We start from the raw sequence: 17,817 nt of genomic DNA on the forward strand, positions 1-17,817 counted from the left end.
AAGTATGAAACAATTAGCAGCGATTCTTTCTTGTATAATATTTGTAATGGCACTTAGCTATCTTGGTTGGCGTAGTATTGAACATGAAGTTTTAATGCGCCAACATCAGCAAAGAATGTTAGCACAAAGCCGGTTGGAGAATATAAAATCATCGATTGAATCGCTGTTAAATCAGCGTTCTGTTGATTTGATTAGCTTAATTCAACTTTTGGAAAAGGGCGTAGGTACGTTTGATAATCTGTTAGAATCACAATCGGATATTAAAAATGCTTTCGAAATTCGCCATAATAACATTGTTTATATCAGTAATAGTAACGATCTGCAATGGGTTAAATTTGTTGAGTCGATTAAGTATGATAATGCAATTTTAATCAATCCCAATTCCTCCAGTGAATTATCTCAGCCAACCTCGGGCTGGTATCAGTCTTATGATCATCTGATTTTTTGGTCTAAAAAGGGTAACATTATCAAGGGATTTGAGCTATCAACGATTAAATTTGCGTTAGATATTATTCGGTTATTTGAAGATCAATCTATCGATGATAATTTCAGTCTTTATGATGGTTCAAAACAAATCTATGTTCATGGTTACTCGACAATCAATGACATTAATGTGATGCTTGACTATCCACTACAGAATTGGCAATTAACTTATTATTATTTATCACCAAACTTTGTTACTTTTTATTGGTTAGGTGGTGGAATATTATTTTTGTTTATTGTGTTAGTTATTGGTATCGTTTGTTATGTTTATCGAGAATATACACGAGCGATTCGTTTAGCTAAACAACAAGTTAGCTTTGTTGGGCAAGTTTCACATGAGTTTAAAACGCCATTAACTAATATCACACTTTATTCAGAAATGTTAAAAGAACAGTTAATCGATGAACCTTTTCCTGTACCTGAATATTTGGATGTGATCACCAGTGAAAGTCAGCGATTAACTCGCTTAGTGCAAAATGTACTTAATTTAAGTAAGCCAGCTAAACAGAATTTTAAAGCCGTTAATTTAACGTTGCTCATTGAGCGAGTTTTTCAAACTTTCAATCCCGTTCTTAAAACAAAATCATTGCAACTGAATTTGATTTTAAATTCGAATAAAAATCACACTATCTTTACCGATGAAGATAGTGTGATGCAAATCATAAGTAATTTTTTAAGCAATGCTGAAAAATATGCCGTAAATGGCAAAAATGTTGATTTATCACTGACGACTAATGATAAACAGACTATTATCACCGTGCGGGATTATGGTCGTGGTATCCCTAAGCATCTATTAAAGAAAATTTTTAAACCCTTTTATCGGATAAATTCATCCATTACCGAAGGCGTTTCGGGAACAGGAATTGGGCTTACTATTGCCAACCAATTAGCGCAGCAATTGCAGGGTACTATCAAGGTAACCAATGAAAATCCGGGTACTGCGTTTTCATTAATTTTAACGGAGCATGTGCATGAAGATTTTAATCGCTGAGGATGATCATAACATTCGTAAAGGAATGTCGGATCTTTTACAACAAGAAGGTTATACCATCCTTCAAGCTGAAAATGGGAAAACTGCGCTTAAATTGTTTAAACAGGATAAACCTGATTTTATCATTTTAGATATTATGATGCCCGAAATGGATGGGTATTGTGTTTGTCGTGAGATTCGAAAATTAGATGATGATATACCGATTCTTTTTTTATCCGCTAAAGATGAAGAAATCGATCGCGTTATTGGTTTAGAGCTTGGCGCTGATGACTATATGAGTAAACCTTTTGGCATTCATGAACTTCGAGCAAGAATCAAAGCTATTGCTAAACGTTATTTAAAATTAAAACATGCTAACCATATAAACGATGAATTTTTTTATTTTGGTGATTTGACGGTTTATCCAATCGAGTTATGTGCAAAACGTAATCAACAAGTAATCGAGCTTTCACTTCGAGAAATCAAAATTATATCTTGCCTATATCAACATCAAAATCAAGTTGTGACAAGGGATATGCTTTTTGATTATGTATGGGGATATGATTATTCACCAAATAGTCGAACACTTGATCAGCATATCTCTAAATTACGTAAACAAATTGAACTCGATCCATTGAATCCTGTTTTAATTAAAACCATTCATGGCTTCGGTTATCGACATTAAAATCGGGTGATTTATTAAATCGTTCTGCCTGAATTGAAATTTAAAAGCGATGTAATTGTTGTTTTATCAAAGCTTGAAAAGAGGTATTATTAACGCTAAATGTATTTATTGTGATAACTAAACGAATTTATGCAAATTAGCCCATTATTAGAATCACTCATGGAAGCATTACGTTGCTTACCTGGCGTTGGTCCCAAATCTGCACAACGGATGGCTTTCCATTTATTACAGCGTAATCGACAAGGCGGTATTAAATTGGCTCACGTACTTCATGAAGCGATGATTAATATCGGTCATTGCCAAGAGTGCCGAACTTTTACTGAACAATCCATTTGTACCATTTGTGCCAATGCTCGTCGTCAAAGTAGCGGTCAACTCTGTGTTGTTGAAACCCCAGCAGATATCGTTGCTATTGAACAAACCGGTCAATACAGTGGTCGTTATTTTGTATTGTTAGGTCATCTTTCTCCTTTAGATGGTATTGGTCCAACTGATATTGGTCTTGATCTATTAAAGCACAAACTATCTTCAGAAACGATCAGTGAGGTTATTTTAGCGACGAACCCAACAGTTGAAGGGGATGCAACCGCCAACTATATTGCTCAAATGTGTGCAGAGTTTGATGTAACGGCAACCCGTATCGCTCATGGCGTGCCAGTTGGTGGAGAACTTGAAATGGTAGACGGTACAACGTTATCGCACTCGTTTGTTGGTCGTCAAAAAATTGAATGGTAAATCGGTTGTAGATTAAGCATCAGTATTTTCTAATTAGTTACCAAATCATTCGTTAAATTAGCCAAAATCGAATGATGTAAAAGGGTGTAGGAATAGTTATTTGAAGATAGAAAGAGGAATAAAATGAAGTATAAAGCCGTTGCCTTTGATATGGATGGTACTTTACTTGCCAGTAATCGTCTAATTTTACCTGAGACAGTTGCGATGATTGAAAAAATCAGTGCCAAAGGTGTTAAAGTTATTTTAGTTTCTGGTCGTCACCATTCTGTTATTTATCCGTATTATTATCAACTTAAATTATCAACACCTGCAATTTGTTGTAATGGATCTTACCTGTATGATTTTGAAAAACAGCAATCATTTGCCGGTAAACCCATGACAAAAGAGCAAGCAAAAACATTGCTTAATTTGGTCAATCAATATGGTATTCATACGCTTATTTACACTGACCAAATGATGACTTATGAAGTGCTCGATGATCATTTAGAAGGTTTTTTTAAATGGGTAAATTCGTTGCCTTCATTTTTACAACCTGAGATTAAAAAAGTAGATAGCTTTGATAAGGTAATTGACGAAGCAGGAGCGGTTTACAAATTTGCCACAAGTAGTCATGATCTGCCTGCATTACGACAATTTTCGGATGCTGTTGAAGCACTTAATCAATTTTCATGCGAATGGTCTTGGTCGAATCGCGCTGATGTCGCCGTGAAGGGCAATACAAAAGGAAATGGTTTAATGCATTGGGCTAATCACGAAAATATCGATCTTAGTGAAATCGTCGCATTTGGTGATAGCTATAATGATATTTCAATGTTGACATTGGCGGGGCTGGGTATTGCGATGGGCAACGCAGATGATGAAGTGAAAGCCAAAGCCGACCATGTTATTGGTGACAATAACAGTACCAGTATTGCGAGTGAACTTGAAAAACTGTTTTTATAGTATTTGTTAAATAATGTTCGAAATTCTTTATCAAGATGATGCTTTAATTGCGATTAACAAGCCATCCGGTTGGCTTGTGCATCGCAGTTGGTTAGATAAACATGAAACAACGGTTGTCATGCAAACTTTGCGAGATCAGATTGGGCAACATGTGTTTCCTATTCATCGCTTAGATCGTCCTACATCTGGGGTATTATTGTTTGCTTTATCTAGTGAAACGGCTCGTTTAATGTCACAACAGTTTGCAACTAAACAAATTGAAAAAACGTATCATGCAATTGTTCGTGGTTATGTTGAAGGTGAGGCGATAATTGATTATCCATTAGTTGAGGAGCTGGATAAAATTGCCGATAAGTTCTCAACACCGAATAAACCCGCACAAGATGCAATTACCTTTTATCGAGGTATCAGTAAGATCGAAGTACCGATTAAAGTTGGTAAATTTGATACAGCAAGATTTAGTTTTGTGGAATTAAAACCCCAAACCGGTCGAAAACATCAATTACGTCGCCACATGAAACATATATTTCATCCTATTTTAGGTGATAGTAAACATGGTGATCTTCATCAAAATCGAGCCTTTACTGCTTACTTTGGTATTAAAAGACTAATGTTACATGCAAGTTCACTAAATATTATTCACCCTCTAACGCTGTGTCCAATCACGATTAAAGCTGATTTAGATGATAACTGGCAATCTATTTTGAATAATTTTGAATTGATTTAATCAATTTATTTCATATTTTTATTAGATAATTTGGTGTTATTTCAGTGCAAGTTGCTTCAATTTCTATTAATAATACAAATGAACAGGGTCATTAAGTCCATTTAAAAAACGGAGTAAATAAAGTATTAAAATGTAATTTAATATAACGATTTTGTTTTTGATTACTTAAGAATAATTAATAAAATTTTACTTATTTCTTTTCAATTAAAATATTACATAGTATGATTTTGTACCTTTTCAAGTTTGTAAATCGATTTATGCTACCTTGAAAAGGAATTCGAATAGATTTATGTCGTTAATATTCTGTTAATGGGAAAAAAAAATGAAATTAGTTGTAAAATTTTTGGGTATTTTTATGTTATCGCTTATGGTTTTTGCCTGTACCAATAATGATTCTCCAGAAGCCGTTGGAGAAAAATTTACAAAAGCTGGTTATAGCGTTGATATGGATACCTTTATGGATTTATTGTATATTTCTGATGATATGCAAAAAGATGGAGTTGATGTAAAAATACTATTAAAAAGTAAATTTAAGAGTGTTTTAGATGAATCTGCAAAAATGGCAAAAAACCATGGCGGAATTGATAAAATCGTTAGTTCACCTGCTGAATATAATACCGATAAAACAAAAGCTCAAGTTGAAGTCACTGTTTCATTTAAAGATGGTGCTCAAAAGAAATCTAGTTTAGATTTGATAAAGATTGATGGTAAATGGCTTGTCAATATGAAATAAATCATAAGAATAGTATTTAATAACGAAAATAAAAAAGGGTAAATCAATGGTTACCCTTTTTCAATTATGATTAACTAATTTTTAAATTGTCATGAAATTTTGCCATTATGTCTTTATTGTTATACTGTTTTGTTCTAATTTAGTGACAAAAACGGTATCAGCTGATTCTTTAGATGCTCAATCTAACTTTATTCCACTTATAAAAGTAGGGGATTGGATTTTTCGCAAAGGTGTACAAATTGATAGCTTGGTTATTAATCAATTAGGCGGGGGTGATTTTTCTCATATTGGTTTTATTATTGCAACTGAGCCAGAAGTTAGAGTAATTCATGCAACAACGGGCGATAATGAAAATCTACCAAATCAAGTTATTATTTCAACAATTGACGAATTTACTACGCCTTCACTTGCGCAGAAGTATGCGATAGCAAGACCCCATTTTTTATCTGATCAACAACAACAATTGATAGTTGCAGAACTATTAACTAAACAAGGTGCTCCGTTTGTACTAGCTAGTCGTGATGAAGATCATTTATATTGCACTACATTGCTTTATGACGCCATTGTCAAAATCTATCCGCAGTTTAATTTAGAATGGAAGTATGCTAACTTTCCTTTATTCAATGGCATTTACTTATTTCCGAGTGCCTTCGCAGACTATGAGGGTATCACATGGATCTATCACTATTCTGAAAATTAATCAGATAAACAAAGCTGGTAAAGACAGTTCTGATAATTCACGGTTATTGGTTTTTTTGTTTTAAGTACTGACATCAGTCGTTATCAACCGCCTTTTTAGTTAATCCGTAAGCAAGTGAATACCATTTTTAAAACGTAATAGACTAATTGATTTTTGCTGATCACTAAATTTAATTTTTTATATTTATGTCTATTATATGTTGAAATTTGGATGAATAATTATCGAAAAGGGCAGTGAGATTAAATAACTTTTGTGACTGCTGTAATTATAAACTATTTATTCTTGACGTATAAACATGCCAATGCTAATATTTGCCACCTATTCAGTTAGACCTCAACGGCGCGTTGGCAGAGTGGCCATGCTGCGGATTGCAAATCCGTCTACCTCAGTTCGATTCTGGGACGCGCCTCCATTAAAATATAAAATAAATCAATAAATTAAAAAAATAATCGCTCAAAATTTAAACCACTTAGAATATACTTAGAATATACAGTTAGAATAAATCTTCTTTCTGAGGTGGGTTTAGCGTCGGTGTAACTTTGACTTTTCTGTCATATGTATTAACTTGCGCTTCAGTTTTGTGACCACTAAATAGTTGCTTATCTTTGGTCGCACCTTCGTAGTCTGAAAATAAAACAAATTCAGGGTAATGATAATAAATTCGTTACTCAACAATGTAATTAAGCCGACAAAAGTCGGTTTTTTTATGCCCATTCCAGCAATCAGCATTAACAAACATCGAAATACTCCATTGTTAAAGATTTAACTACTAACACAAAATTGGTTATAAATAAATATAATTTTCTATAAATTTAATATATAAAATAGTTAAAATATAAACTATACTGTTAAATATATTTTGTATTGTTAATAAAATGAAATTAAGAAAATGTATTCAATTTCTCCATATTTATTCCGTAGTTATAATAAAAACATTATGGGCCCTAAAGGAAATCATTATTCGCCTCTTAATAATATTGCTGGATATGATTTATTTGAACTTTTGAAAGATTTTTTTAAAAAAAATCGAGATTACCATGATAAATCTGATTCAAAGCAAGTGTATCGATTTGAAAATTTGTTCTTTGATGATGAACAAAGATTTATATCAATATGGTTTTCTGTGGGTGTTTATGGAATCAAAACAGATATTATTGATATAAAAACAGGTAAAGTTGATTTCGAAAAAGCTCAAGAAAATGCTGAAATTATAAAATATTTTATGTATTTTTTTATACCAAAAAACTTTGATGAGGCTATTGTATTAACATCTAATTACCGAAGTTCTGGTGTGAAAACCTTATTTTATTCTTTATTTTCTAAGTATTTTAACAGTATGACTAATCAAAGTTTACAAATGAATCCTTTATCATATGACAAAGCCTTTAATTCTTGGTTGGATGCCAGAACAACTGAAATTAGATGTGTTAAATTTGAAGGTTGCAAAGATATCACAGACCAATTAACGCTGTTGGGACATGAAGAGCAAGAGTTGGTTATCAAACCAAAGAAAAATAAATCTTTGGGGAGGCTGAGAGATTTCATCGGTAAAGGCGATAAGTTAAAAGTGATTGAAGTGCTAGCTGAAAATTCGGGGGTAATAAAAAGCGTTGTTGAATTGGGTGGTAAAAAAAGAACATTTAGAATTGGCAAAAAAGCAACCAATGTTATGTGCGAAATTGAGTTAGATGATGATGTTGAAATAGTTGGCGGAGTTCCTGTATTTGAATCAATGCAAAAGTGGTGTATAAGAATCTCAAAGGAGTACGCTCAACACATGTATCCTGGGTTGTCTATAGGTTGATAAATTATGAATTCCAAAATAAATATAGGCTCTTTAATTAAGGGGCACATTAAAACACTTTATAATGCCAGTACAAAAAAGCTGGATTTTAGTGATATCGTGACTTTTTTTGTTCTACCAGCGCTAGTTGCTATATTAGGTAGTTTTTGGGGTATATTTTTAAGCATTGATATTATTTCGTTGCTCGTTAATTTCGGCTCGATATTCACGGCCTTACTATTAAGCGTTCTGGTCTTGGTTTATGATCAGGTTGGTAAGGTTAATGAAAAATTAAATGATGATAAAATAAGAACGATTCAATGTTGAAATTGAAATCAAGCTTACTCCAAGATTTATATTTTAATATCAGCTATTCAATGATTGTTTCATTATTTTTGATTATGTTATGCCTAGTATATTCAATGGGTAGTAAATTTATATTAGACATTCCTTGGACTGAAATTGAATTGAGTATAAATCGTTTGTTGTTTTTGCCATTAATAATTTTTGTAACCATTAATTTACTATTAACTATTTTAATGATCATTAAAAGACTTCATTCCTTGCTAATATCAAAAAATTAATATTCAAAAATTTCACATTTATAAGCTCCGTGTTCGGGGCTTTTTTTATACCCAGTTTTTGGCAATCGGCACATTTTGTTTGTTTCATAATTTTTTAATTAATGTCGGTTGCCGTTTTTATTGGGAGGGTTGGCAGAGTTGGTTTAATGCACCGGTTTGCTAATCCGTCTACCTCAGTTCGATTCTGGGACGCGCCTCCATTAAATTTCTAATCAACTCATATTCTAAATTTCAAACTTAATCTTACGCTATTTTCATTAATTTTTGTTTAAACTGATTGCTATATTGCTCAAAAAAGAGTACAAATAATAGTCAATTATAGGTATTCTTGATTTGACTACTATGAGCTACTTTAATTATCATGCAAAAGCAAAAAAATTAATCAAAGATGGTTTTCTTCTTGGCTATGAGTTTGTGGATAATTGGAATGGAATTAAACCCGCTTTGGTGTTGTATTTTGTGAACGAAAAGCCTATGCCAATCAGAGAGTATCGTTGGGAAGAGTATTTCCCTCTTATTAATAAAGAAATCTAAAAGATGAATAGTTAAATAAAGTGAAAACCATTTATTTTCTAGTTTACGATATATGGTATATTCTTATCGTTGTTCCAATCATTAAAGAATTAGTTATTTGAACAATTTGATTTGAATTTAATCATCATTTTTGATGAAAATCGTATTAAATCCTATCAAGTTAGGATTTGTTAAGTTCATCTTTAAATAAATTTGCCAAGCTCTAGCCTAAAGCGTAAAATGCCCACCTATTTTGCTTAACCTATTACTGCTGAGTAATACTGACTTGAAATCAGAGGCATTTTTTAATGACAAATTTATACCCAAAACCTGAGTTACTTTCGCCTGCCGGTTCTCTTAAAAATATGCGTTATGCGTTTGCTTATGGTGCAGATGCGGTTTACGCCGGTCAACCTCGTTATAGTTTGCGTGTTCGCAATAATGAATTTAATCATGAAAATTTAGCTATCGGCATTAACGAAGCCCACGCACAGGGTAAAAAGTTTTATGTGGTGGTGAATATTGCACCTCATAATTCGAAACTTAAAACGTTTATTCGTGATCTTGAACCTATTGTCAATATGAAACCCGATGCCTTCATTATGTCTGATCCGGGTTTAATTATGCTTGTTCGTGAGCATTTTCCGGAAATGGAAATTCATTTATCGGTACAATCCAATGCTGTTAACTGGGCAACCGTTAAATTTTGGCATCAAATGGGACTAACACGTGTTGTGTTGTCTCGAGAGCTGTCTCTTGATGAGATTGCCGAAATACGTGAAAAAGTTCCTGAGATGGAATTAGAAGTGTTTATCCATGGTGCACTTTGTATGGCATATTCTGGGCGTTGTCTGTTATCTGGTTATATTAATAAACGAGATTCTAACCAAGGCACTTGTACTAACGCATGCCGTTGGGAATACAAAGTTGCCGAAGGAAAAGAAGATGAAGTAGGTCAGATTGTACATAAATATGAGCCCATACCGGTACAACAAGTTGAACCTACACTTGGCATTGGTCAAACAACAAATAAAGTATTTATGTTAGAAGAATCTGGTCGACCGGGTGAATACATGCAAGCATTCGAAGATGAGCATGGAACTTATATCATGAATTCTAAAGATTTAAGAGCGGTAGAACTAGTAGAAGATTTGACTAAAATAGGTGTCCATTCATTGAAAATTGAAGGGCGTACCAAGTCCTTTTATTACTGTGCAAGAACGGCACAAGTGTATCGTCAAGCGATAGATGCTGCAAGCGAAGGTAAGCCATTTGATCCTCGTTTGTTGGCTGAACTTGATTCTTTAGCGCATCGCGGTTATACCGAAGGCTTTTTGCGTCGTCATAAGCATGAAGATATGCAAAATTATGTTCACAGTCATTCGGTATCCGACAGACAACAGTTTGTGGGGGAATTTAGTGGTGAACGTCTAAATGGTTTAGCGGAAATTATTGTTAAGAATAAGTTCTCAGTGGGTGATAGTGTTGAGATGATGACACCAAAAGGTAACATGACTTTTACTATTGAACGTATGGAGAATAAAAAAGGGCAACCAGTGCCAGCGGGATTAGGTGATGGGCATATTGTTTATATTCCAATCCCAGAAGAAATCGATTTAAATTATGCATTATTAATGCGTAATTTTGACTAAATATTGAAGTATCAACTGTCAGGTGTTACTGAACAGTTGATACAGATTTATTGACGAATTAAATCATCCCCAATACCTATCCACTTATAGGTTGTTAGTGCTTCAAGTCCCATAGGGCCTCTGGCATGTAATTTTTGAGTACTTACAGCCACTTCAGCGCCTAAGCCAAATTGTCCACCGTCGGTAAAACGTGTCGAGGCGTTGACATATACCGCTGCTGCATCGACTTGATTAACAAATTGTTCAGCATTAGTTAGGGTACGGGTTAAGATTGATTCTGAATGACCACTTCCATATTCTCGTATATGTTCTATTGCATTTTCGAGGGAATCGACGATAACAACATTAAGGTCTTTTGATAGCCATTCTTGACGTAACTCTTCATCTTTTATCGGATACACATTAGCTTTATTTGAGTTTAACATTTCAATTGTGCGCTTATCTGCATGTAAGGTAACCTCATTATCCGTCATTATTTGACTTAATATCGGCATAAACATTGGTGCAATTTTATGATGAACTAATAATGTTTCCAGCGTATTACAAGTACTAGGCCGCTGTGTTTTGGCATTAATAATAATGGCTAAAGCTTTATCAAAATCAGCACTTTCATCAACAAAAATATGACAAACACCAATTCCACCTGTAATGAAAGGTATAGTAGATTGTTCACGGCATAACTGATGGAGTGCCATGCCACCTCTTGGAATAATCATATCAATATACTTGTCGAGTTTAAGTAATTCGTTAATATATTTTCGGTCAGGATTGTCAATATATTGTATGGCGGTTTGTGGTAATCCAACTTGTGATAAGGCTTGGTGGATAACAGAAATAATCGCCATATTAGTCTTGAGCGTTTCTTTGCCACCTCTGAGTATCGCAGCATTACCTGTTTTTAAGCAAAGCGAGGTGATATCAATGGTTACATTTGGACGAGCTTCATAAATAACACCAATTACACCTAATGGCACTCTGTGACGTTGTAACTTTAAACCACTGTCTAACGTTGACCCATCAATAATTTCACCTATAGGATCCTTCAATGTGATAACTTTACGAACATCATTGGCAATCGATGATAATCGCTCAGGGGTTAGCAGTAGACGATCAACAATAGCATCACTTAAGCCTTGTTCTTTTGCTAATTTTATATCGTGCGCATTAGCTGTTAGAATCAGGGTACTTTGTGCTTCTAATAAATCGGCAATGACCGTAAGTACTTTATTTTTAGCAGCAGTAGGGCATTGTGCTAATTGGTATGCAGCTTGTTTTGCTGCTTTTCCGATTTGGTTTAACATGATGAGACCTTTTTAGATTTTTTAATTCTTAATATTGGTTAAACGCAAAATATACGTTTAAAGCATTATGCTGATTTTCTGCCTTATTATTGGTATTTATGAATTTAAATCAATTGATTTTATCTTAATTATTAAGCCTAATAATTATTAGTGTATTGTATTTAAATAAGATTGCTAATAAATTATGCTTTAATAATCATATCATTTCGGTGAACGGCAACTGAACCATATTCATAGCCAATAATTTGGCTAATTTCCAACGAGTGATGTCCTGCTATTTGTTGTAGTGCATCGCTGTTATAACGACTGACTCCTCGGGCAATGGATTTGCCTGATTTATCACATATATCAACTACTTCACCACGTGAAAAAGTTTGCGCAACTTTTATAATTCCTTTTGGTAAAAGGGAACTTCCATTATTTAAAATTGCATTAACTGCACCATCATCCAATATAAGTTTTCCTGCTATCGGTGCACCAAATATCCAATGTTTGCGATGTTCTAATGGTGTTTTTTGAGCAAGAAAACGGGTGCCAACCGATTTATTACTCATGATATCGATAATTACATTGGGTCTGTTTCCTGCCGCTATAACAACTTCGATACCGGCACTTCCTGCGACTTCGGCAGCTTGTATTTTTGTGCTCATTCCACCGGTACCTAACCCTGAAACACTATCGCCTGCGATACTACGCAAATGATCGTCGATCTGTTCGATTTCTGAAATTAATTTAGCGTTTTTATCTGATCTAGGATCGGCAGTATATAAACCTTCGATATCAGTTAATAAAATAAGTTTATCGGCTTCTGCTAAAATAGCGGCAAGTGCAGATAAATTATCATTATCGCCAACTTTAATTTCCGCTGTTGCTACCGCATCATTTTCATTGATAACGGGTACGATTTGGTTATCCAACATTGCTTTTAACACATCTTGAGCATTTAGGAATCTTTCACGATCTTCTAAATCTGCACGTGTTAATAGCATTTGACCAATATAAATTTTATAAATAGAAAAGAGTTGTTCCCAAAGTTGAATGAGTTTACTTTGACCAACAGAAGCAAGTAATTGTTTTGATGCAACCGTATTAGGTAGGTTAGGGTAGTTTAAATACTCTCGTCCGGCAGCAATCGCACCTGACGTTACAATAATAACTTTATGACCTTCTTGATGTAAAATTGCACATTGTCGTATTAATTCTACTATCCGTGCACGATCTAGCTGTTTTGTCCCACTTGTTAATACGCTTGTACCCAATTTAACCACGACAACTTGCTGTTTTATGTTAGTCATAACAATACTCATTTTATACTGGTATTACAAAATAGACTTCATCCATGTTACTGATTGTGTTAATGCTTGATGTAAACTTTTTTGTAATGGTGTTTTTGGAATAGTGATAATTTTATTTTGCTTGGCTGAATGAATAAGTTTTGCTTCAGTTAAGGTACTAAGCACGTCATTTTCGAAAATAATATTCATCACAGGAACTGGGCAAGCTCGAGTTAAAAGACCCTGATTTTTTAGTGAAAAATAATTTAATTCGGCGGCTAATTGTTGGTTGGATATTAGCGGTAATCCCAAACGGCTAGCTAGCATATCTTTGTAGCTATTAGGTAGATTCTTTTGTAGTTCTTTATCAGTGAAAATTTGATGAACTAAAGGTGTAAAATTAAATAATCCTTTGATTTTATTTGGCATCAAATAGGTTAATCGTGTTGCAATATGCGAACCAAAACGAAAACCTGCCACAATTAAACGATTATTATCCACCCAAGGCACGGTAGAAAGTTGCTCAATAATGGCTTGATGAATCTGACTACTATTTTGAGTTAAAGTGAAGTTACGACTGTATCCAACACTGGGTAAATCCACAGTTAACATCGCAATGCCTTGCGGTGCTAAATATTCACTAAAATATCGATAAAAATCAATTTGCAAATTACCAAGTGCATTACAGATCACAACGACAGGGCAAGTACCTTCAGTTTTAGGTAAATGAAGTAGCGTTTTGATATTCCGATCTTCAACTTTGAATTCAAGTTCTTTAATCTTATAAGGGGAATAATTGAGTGCTTTTGTATAAGCTTGATATGCACATGTTTGGGCATACATCGCTAACTCGTCATTTTTAAAATGAGGATAGCTTGCAATACTTGCATATTCGCTTGCAATCAAATAATAAGTATTTAGATTTTTTTTATCGTCTTCGCTTAAATTGGTGGGATCGATAGCATCGGCTTTTGCTGACCATTCAGCAGCTTGATTCAAAAATTCGTAAATCCAATTACCAGGTTGATAACTAATAACTGAATCTAACCATTTATCATTGGTGTGTTTTTTAGTTGAAGCAGCAATTCGTGATAAAACTGCTTCAACTTCAAGCTTTGGCAAACCACGCCAAAACCACAAAATGGGATTGATAATTCTATACCATCTTGAATCTAGGTCGCCGTCTAACGGACTAATACTACTACCGTCACTGTAATCAATACGATTAATAAGCCCCGAAGTTTCTGGATAATCATATTGCTGTTTAAATATCTGTTCTGATAGATTTTTAGTCGCTGACATAACAGCCAATTATCCCTTGTGGTAGATTAATTATTCATGATCACTAATTGGTTTAACAAACATGACACCGGTATCCCAAGGCTGCTCAATCCAAGTATCTTGTTCAATATCTACAACATAATCATCAACAAGAGGTTTACCAGCCGGTTTTGCAAATATAGTCACAAATCGTGCTTTAGGATACATATCACGAATGGTGTGAGCGGTGTTACCGGTATCAACTAAATCATCAACAACAATAAAACCTTCACCATCACCATTAGCTTGTTTAAGAATCAGTTTTTCACGCTGATGATCATGATCATAGCTTGAAATACAGACAGTATCAACATAACGAATGCTTAATTCTCGAGCAAGAATCGCAGCTGGAACTAAACCACCACGGCTTACTGCAATAATGCCTTTCCATTGATTTGCGGGTAATAAACGTTTTGAAAGTTGACGTCCATAGGCTTGTAACATTTCCCAGGTAACGTTGAATTTTTCTTTTTCAGCGATGATTTCGGCTTTATGCTGTTTTTTAGCTTTAATTTCTTCTTCAGTTAAATTTTGTTCTATTGACATGAGTAACTCGCAATTTTAATCGAATGTGTAAATATAATAAATTAATATTAATGGACTAAAAATAGATGTAAAATTGCACCTTATTATAGAGCGATTACACAAAAAAAACCACTCATTAATTAATTACTCACTTAATATTGAGGATATATTATGCTTTCCACATTAGAGCCAAAATTTACTTGGCAGATTTTTAATGATATTTGTAAAATTCCACATCCTTCGCATCATGAACAAATGATAACTAAATATATTGTTGATTTTGCCAATTCTCATCATATTGCTTATCAAATCGATAAAGCAGGGAATATTTTGTTAACAAAACCAGCAACCAAAGGTTTGGAACATTGTCCTTCAATTGCGTTACAAGCCCATATGGATATGGTTCCTCAAAAAAATGAAGGCACAGTACACGATTTTTTGACTGATCCTATTCAAGCTTATGTTGACGGTGAATGGGTCAAAGCTAAAGGAACAACTTTAGGAGCTGATAATGGTGTTGGGCTGGCTTCCGCATTAGCTGTTTTAATTGATCCGACTGTTGAGCATGGGCCGTTAGAAGTGCTTGTTACCACATCAGAAGAGACCGGTATGCACGGGGCATTTGGTCTTCAACCTAATTGGCTTAAAAGCAAATACTTAATTAATACCGATTCTGAAGATGAAGGTGAAATATTTACAGGATGCGCTGGAGGCGTTGATTTTACCACAACGTTCGCGATTACTTATGCTGTTATGCCAGAAAAACATGATTGTTATATGCGTATCTCATTAAAAGGTTTAAAAGGTGGGCATTCTGGGTGTGATATTCATCTTGGGCGAGGTAATGCCATTAAACTTATGGCAAGGTTTTTGGCGGAGTATGCTCAGGACTTTTCATTTCGATTGGCGGATATACAAGGTGGATCATTACGAAATGCAATCCCAAGAGAAGCATTTGCGGAAATTTCATTGAATAAACAAGATTTACCTAAGCTTGAGTCAATCATTCAGCAATACAAATCGACCTTAAAAAACGAATTAGGTAGCGTTGAACCAAATATTGAAATAAATTTGAGTGATGTTGATGAAACTAAAGTTAGACGTGTATTAACAACCGAGCATCAAAACAAAATCATCAATTGGTTGAACTCAGCACCAAATGGTGTGGTGAGAATGAGTAATCAAATACATGGCGTCGTTGAAACATCTTTAAATTTAGGCATTGTGAATATCAAAGAGAATCAACTCTATATAAATTTTTTAATCCGTTCACAAGTAGATTCAGCTAAAGATGCGGTTGTTTCGACCTTAATTTCATTGAGTCAATTAGTCAATGCAAATTATGAAATTAGTGGCGGTTATTCTGGTTGGGAACCGAAATTAGATTCTAGTTTGTTGCAACTTGCGAAAGACAAATATCATGAACTTTTTTCGCAAAAAGCAAAAATTATGGTAATACATGCTGGGCTAGAATGTGGTCTATTTAAGCAATCTTATCCTGATATGGATATGATTTCGATTGGGCCAACAATTGTATCTCCTCATTCTCCTGATGAAAAAGTGAATATTCAAAGCGTTCATCGTTATTGGGATCTACTTATTGCAATTTTAAAATCAGCAACACTTTTGAAATAGTATCAATTTAAAAAACCTGCGGATCGTCGTCGGCAGGTTTTTAACTGTCTTAAACATTACTTTAAATCGATAAATGAAATTAAATTCACAAAAAGTGAATAAAAATTCATTTTAGGGCTTGTGTCGGTTTAATAAATAACCTACTATATATTCATTATTTAATAATAAATTATAGGAATGGTATGTTAAAAGCGGTTATTGTTGGAGCGAGTGGTTATGCAGGTGCAAAATTAGCCTATTACTTGACTAAACACCCACATGTTGAACTTGTTGCTTTAACGGTTTCAGAAAATAGTCAAGATGGGGGAAAGCTTATCTCAGACTATAATCTTCATCCTCAATTAAAAGGGGTGGTTGATTTACCTTTGATTGCAACCTCAGATTATTCTTTTTTAATTAATGATATCGATTTGGTATTTTTGGCAACTGAGCATGCTGTTAGTCATGCTATCGCCCCTTATTTTTTAGAGCATGGCTGTACGGTTTTTGATTTGTCGGGTGCTTTTCGTGTTAATTCTTCCTCATTTTATCAAGATTTTTATTGTTTTACTCATCAACATCAACAATGGTTAGACCAAGCGATTTATGGTTTAGCCGAATGGAATTTTAATGCAATTAAACAAGCAAAATTAATTGCCGTTCCCGGTTGTTATCCAACGGCCAGTTTGTTACCTTTAAAGCCATTAATTGAAGAAGATTTAATAGATAAATCGCAATTACCTGTCATCAATGCGGTAAGTGGAGTAAGTGGTGCAGGGCGTAAACCTTCACATAATAATTTATTTTGTGAAGTCAGCTTACATGCCTATGGATTGTTTACTCATCGTCATCAACCTGAAATTGCAACGCATCTAGGTCAAGAGGTCATTTTTACCCCTCATTTAGGATGTTTTAAACAAGGTATTCACGCTACGATAACCTGCCTTGTAAAAGCCAATGTGTCTTCTAATGATATTCTTTCGGCTTTAAATAAGTATTACATCGATAAGCCTTTAGTTAGAGTTTATCAAAAAGATTGGCCAGCTTTAAAAGCTGTCGTTGGATTACCTTATTGTGATATAGGATTTGTTTTAAAAGGACGACATTTAATTTTAATTTCAGTGGAAGATAACTTATTGAAAGGTGCAGCAGCACAAGCTGTGCAGTGTATGAATATTCGATTTGGTTTTGATGAAACAACAGCGTTACTTTGAAAATTGGGATATTTATCGATAAATTAAGATGAATAACGGTTAACGATAATCTAAGTTAATAG

17 protein-coding genes, 1 tRNA gene and 1 pseudogene are annotated in these 17,817 nt (G+C 34.1%); 14 read left to right on the forward strand and 5 right to left on the reverse strand.

The features are described 5' to 3' along the window. Positions 1 to 4: 4 nt before the first annotated feature. The 8 genes from ACGH46_RS04710 to ACGH46_RS04745 all read left to right on the forward strand — a co-directional run bounded on the left by ACGH46_RS04710 (position 5) and on the right by ACGH46_RS04745 (position 6,387). Positions 5 to 1,474 (forward strand): sensor histidine kinase, encoded by a 1,470-nt coding sequence (locus tag ACGH46_RS04710; protein ID WP_411604440.1) that lies wholly within the window; start codon positions 5 to 7, stop codon positions 1,472 to 1,474. After that, positions 1,455 to 2,138 (forward strand): response regulator transcription factor, encoded by a 684-nt coding sequence (locus tag ACGH46_RS04715; protein ID WP_267352291.1) that lies wholly within the window; start codon positions 1,455 to 1,457, stop codon positions 2,136 to 2,138. The genes ACGH46_RS04710 and ACGH46_RS04715 overlap by 20 nt, the downstream gene beginning before the upstream one ends. 129 nt (positions 2,139 to 2,267) lie before the next feature. Then, positions 2,268 to 2,873: a recombination mediator RecR gene (recR, locus tag ACGH46_RS04720; protein ID WP_267352290.1), complete on the forward strand. Its 606-nt coding sequence runs from the start codon at positions 2,268 to 2,270 to the stop codon at positions 2,871 to 2,873. 123 nt (positions 2,874 to 2,996) lie between these two features. Beyond that, positions 2,997 to 3,815 carry a pyridoxal phosphatase gene (locus tag ACGH46_RS04725; protein ID WP_267352289.1) on the forward strand — a complete coding sequence of 273 codons (819 nt, stop codon included), beginning with the start codon at positions 2,997 to 2,999 and terminating at the stop codon, positions 3,813 to 3,815. 13 nt (positions 3,816 to 3,828) lie between these two features. Further along, positions 3,829 to 4,542, forward strand: coding sequence for a tRNA pseudouridine(65) synthase TruC (gene truC / locus ACGH46_RS04730; protein WP_411604443.1), 714 nt, complete (start codon positions 3,829 to 3,831; stop codon positions 4,540 to 4,542). A 322-nt stretch (positions 4,543 to 4,864) separates the two neighbouring features. Then, entirely contained in the window at positions 4,865 to 5,275 is a 411-nt protein-coding gene (locus ACGH46_RS04735) for a DUF4878 domain-containing protein (RefSeq protein ID WP_267378808.1), read from the forward strand. A 91-nt stretch (positions 5,276 to 5,366) separates the two neighbouring features. Beyond that, positions 5,367 to 5,975 carry a YiiX/YebB-like N1pC/P60 family cysteine hydrolase gene (locus ACGH46_RS04740; RefSeq protein WP_267352286.1) on the forward strand — a complete coding sequence of 203 codons (609 nt, stop codon included), beginning with the start codon at positions 5,367 to 5,369 and terminating at the stop codon, positions 5,973 to 5,975. 338 nt (positions 5,976 to 6,313) lie between these two features. After that, positions 6,314 to 6,387: transfer RNA gene (locus tag ACGH46_RS04745), tRNA-Cys, on the forward strand. Between the two features lie 81 nt (positions 6,388 to 6,468). Here the strand turns inward: ACGH46_RS04745 and ACGH46_RS04750 are convergent. Next, positions 6,469 to 6,603 (reverse strand): annotated as a pseudogene (locus ACGH46_RS04750) (integrase); the annotation flags it as partial. 261 nt (positions 6,604 to 6,864) lie between these two features. Here ACGH46_RS04750 and ACGH46_RS04755 point away from each other — a divergent pair. From ACGH46_RS04755 to yegQ, 4 genes are all read left to right on the forward strand, one after another. Then, a complete protein-coding gene (locus ACGH46_RS04755; RefSeq protein WP_411604446.1) occupies positions 6,865 to 7,779 on the forward strand; it encodes a hypothetical protein in 915 nt (304 codons plus the stop codon). A 6-nt stretch (positions 7,780 to 7,785) separates the two neighbouring features. Then, positions 7,786 to 8,085: a hypothetical protein gene (locus ACGH46_RS04760; protein ID WP_411604448.1), complete on the forward strand. Its 300-nt coding sequence runs from the start codon at positions 7,786 to 7,788 to the stop codon at positions 8,083 to 8,085. Positions 8,086 to 8,684: 599 nt separating this feature from the next. Continuing rightward, on the forward strand, positions 8,685 to 8,876 hold the full coding sequence (locus ACGH46_RS04765) for a thermostable hemolysin delta-VPH (protein ID WP_065557694.1): 192 nt from the start codon (positions 8,685 to 8,687) through the stop codon (positions 8,874 to 8,876). A 287-nt stretch (positions 8,877 to 9,163) separates the two neighbouring features. Continuing rightward, positions 9,164 to 10,507: a tRNA 5-hydroxyuridine modification protein YegQ gene (yegQ, locus tag ACGH46_RS04770; protein WP_267359846.1), complete on the forward strand. Its 1,344-nt coding sequence runs from the start codon at positions 9,164 to 9,166 to the stop codon at positions 10,505 to 10,507. Positions 10,508 to 10,554: 47 nt separating this feature from the next. On the opposite strand, the gene proA is transcribed toward yegQ, so the two are convergent. The 4 genes from proA to gpt form a co-directional block, all read right to left on the reverse strand. Continuing rightward, positions 10,555 to 11,808 (reverse strand): glutamate-5-semialdehyde dehydrogenase, encoded by a 1,254-nt coding sequence (gene proA, locus ACGH46_RS04775; RefSeq protein WP_411604451.1) that lies wholly within the window; start codon positions 11,806 to 11,808, stop codon positions 10,555 to 10,557. A 182-nt stretch (positions 11,809 to 11,990) separates the two neighbouring features. Further along, positions 11,991 to 13,103, reverse strand: coding sequence for a glutamate 5-kinase (gene proB, locus ACGH46_RS04780; protein ID WP_411604454.1), 1,113 nt, complete (start codon positions 13,101 to 13,103; stop codon positions 11,991 to 11,993). Between the two features lie 24 nt (positions 13,104 to 13,127). Then, a complete protein-coding gene (gene frsA / locus ACGH46_RS04785; RefSeq protein ID WP_411604457.1) occupies positions 13,128 to 14,384 on the reverse strand; it encodes an esterase FrsA in 1,257 nt (418 codons plus the stop codon). A gap of 30 nt (positions 14,385 to 14,414) precedes the next feature. Beyond that, on the reverse strand, positions 14,415 to 14,948 hold the full coding sequence (gpt, locus tag ACGH46_RS04790; protein WP_220217131.1) for a xanthine phosphoribosyltransferase: 534 nt from the start codon (positions 14,946 to 14,948) through the stop codon (positions 14,415 to 14,417). A gap of 150 nt (positions 14,949 to 15,098) precedes the next feature. Between gpt and ACGH46_RS04795 the strand changes: the two genes are divergently transcribed. Both ACGH46_RS04795 and argC read left to right on the forward strand, forming a co-directional pair. Beyond that, the gene (locus ACGH46_RS04795; RefSeq protein ID WP_411604459.1) at positions 15,099 to 16,562 is read left to right on the forward strand and encodes an aminoacyl-histidine dipeptidase; all 1,464 of its coding nucleotides are present in this window, start codon (positions 15,099 to 15,101) and stop codon (positions 16,560 to 16,562) included. 182 nt (positions 16,563 to 16,744) lie between these two features. Further along, positions 16,745 to 17,755, forward strand: a complete 1,011-nt coding sequence (argC, locus tag ACGH46_RS04800) for an N-acetyl-gamma-glutamyl-phosphate reductase (RefSeq protein WP_411604462.1) — start codon at positions 16,745 to 16,747, stop codon at positions 17,753 to 17,755. Positions 17,756 to 17,817 lie beyond the last annotated feature (62 nt).

Source organism: Gilliamella sp. CG22 (assembly GCF_046635725.1).
GTDB lineage: Bacteria > Pseudomonadota > Gammaproteobacteria > Enterobacterales > Orbaceae > Gilliamella > Gilliamella apicola_I.